This is a genomic window from Gemmatimonadota bacterium (assembly GCA_026706345.1).
Taxonomy (GTDB): Bacteria; JAAXHH01; JAAXHH01; order JAAXHH01; family JAAXHH01; genus JAAXHH01.
In genome coordinates this window covers 1-1,886 of record JAPOYX010000208.1, presented here as the reverse complement: position 1 = coordinate 1,886, position 1,886 = coordinate 1, and the positions used below count along the sequence as shown (strand labels likewise).

Sequence of the window (1,886 nt, the reverse complement as noted above, 5' to 3'; positions counted from 1 at the left end):
GCGTCTGAGGACGGGAGTGTTGGTGAGACCTTCCAGTTGTGCGGAGACACGGTCAGCAGTGACGCCGTAAGTGGAGCGCTGCTGAGCGGCCAATTCACCTATACCATTGGCATCACCCAGGCCTGCCAACCGGTGAGTCCCGTGCATCGGGTTACGAAAGCCCACAACAATCTCATCCTTGAGCTTGACGATCGGCCGGCGTTTGAAGTCTTTGCCGAACGTGTGAGCCCCCAACTCCGCGATGATCTGCGTCGTGCCGCGGCCTATATCTTCGTTGGCCTGCCGGTCGACGCCGAACGCCAGCATATTGCCCCTGGCGAATATGTCGTGCGGAATCTCGTGGGCTTTGATCCGGAGCGCGGGATTATTGCGGTGGCGGACCAGATCGTCGAAGGCCAGAAGCTGGTCTTCACCCTGCGCGACGGGAACGGCGCACGGACCGACCTGAAACGCGAGCTGGAAGCCCAGGACCGGAGCTGGCCGCACAGCCGTCCGGCATTTGGCCTCTATTTCAACTGCGTCGGACGTGGCAGCGGGCTCTACGGGATTCCCGATATCGACTCTTCGTATATCAACCAATACCTGGCCGATGTGCCGGTTATCGGGTTTTTTACCGGCTGCGAGATCGCCCCCGTGCAGCGCCAGGCCATCGTCCACCAGTATTCCGGCGTCCTCGTCCTCGTTGGCGAGAAGCCGCTGCACTAAGGCAATCTGGGGTTAAAACGGGAATAAATTCCCGAAAAATCCCTCGTCGTCGCTTGAGGCGACCGGCTCGTCTTCGTCGTCGTCCATAAAGCCCTTGAGCGGGTTATACTTCGAGAGCAGCCCCGGCTTGGTAATGGTTTCTCCCGCCCCAGGGTCAATGTCACGGGCGCGGCCATACGTTGGCGCTGCGGTCTGAAATCGTCCCGGCTCCTGAAGATAGGTGACGCCCAGGTCGCGGTCATCATCACAGCAGCCTCTGCTAAACGGCAGCCAGGAGCAGGACGCTCCGAACACGATCAGGCTCGCGCACAAGACCGCGCGGATATACGGGCCTGGCGCTTTCACATTGCAGAAATTCGAGAAGTGGCTCACTTGACAATCTTTTCCAGTACGGTTCTCTCTCGGGTTTCGGCAGGGAATCTCCCCGGCGCTATTTCAGCCGAACTGCCGTTCCGGTCGCGACCAGCAGCAACATGCCTTTTCCTCCGCCGCTGATTGCGCTGTAATCCATATCGACACCGACAACCGCATCGGCACCGAGCTGCGAGGCTTGCTCCGCGAGTTCTTCCAAACAGGTGTCTTTGGCTTCCCGTAGCGCCTTTTGGTGGGTGCCGCTGCGGCCGCCGAAAAAGTCTCGCAGGCCACCCAGCATATCCCGAAAGACGTTGATACCCAAAACACACTCGGCGCTGACAATGCCAAGCGCTTCCTGAATGGTGCGACCCGGAACTGCGGGGGTCGTGGTCATATTGTTTCTGGCAATCGGCATAGACGGTTTCCGCTAGGTTGTTGTCTCACGGCGGTTATACATAACTGGAAAATTCTCCGGCCACTACCACACCGCAAGCGCATTCTTTTCCTGGATGGTTTCTTATCAAGAAAATCAGAACGGTGAGACCTCGGGCGGTGGCCCAAACAAAACCCGCAGGGCGATGTCGGCCAGGAGGAAGAAGAGGGCGATGACAATGAGGGTGTTTTCGAGCGGGTGGAGGAGGACTTTCTTGCCGCCCCGGATGTGGGAAGTGAGTTCGTCAAACGTCGGGTTGAGGCTGCCGCCCGTTCCTTCGGCCAGGGCGTGCAGCAAGGGCCGGTTGGGTTGTTGCTGGCGATATTCCCTCAACGCACCATCCACTTCTTGTCCAACCAGAACCGTCTGACTCCGCTGATTCAGAATCGTATTG

4 protein-coding genes are annotated in these 1,886 nt (G+C 58.8%); 1 reads left to right on the top strand and 3 read right to left on the bottom strand.

The genetic code is table 11. From position 1 onward, the window contains the following. The coding region (locus OXG98_14240) for an FIST C-terminal domain-containing protein (protein ID MCY3773161.1) at nucleotides 1-705 on the top strand (705 nt) is incomplete at its 5' end. A gap of 12 nt (nucleotides 706-717) precedes the next feature. On the opposite strand, the gene OXG98_14235 is transcribed toward OXG98_14240, so the two are convergent. The 3 genes from OXG98_14235 to OXG98_14225 all read right to left on the bottom strand — a co-directional run. Continuing rightward, entirely contained in the window at nucleotides 718-1,077 is a 360-nt protein-coding gene (locus OXG98_14235; GenBank protein ID MCY3773160.1) for a hypothetical protein, read from the bottom strand. A gap of 58 nt (nucleotides 1,078-1,135) precedes the next feature. Next, nucleotides 1,136-1,474 carry a YbjQ family protein gene (locus OXG98_14230; protein ID MCY3773159.1) on the bottom strand — a complete coding sequence of 113 codons (339 nt, stop codon included), beginning with the start codon at nucleotides 1,472-1,474 and terminating at the stop codon, nucleotides 1,136-1,138. 114 nt (nucleotides 1,475-1,588) lie between these two features. Further along, nucleotides 1,589-1,886, bottom strand: a 298-nt coding sequence (locus OXG98_14225) for a hypothetical protein (protein ID MCY3773158.1), incomplete at its 5' end; no start/stop codon positions are given.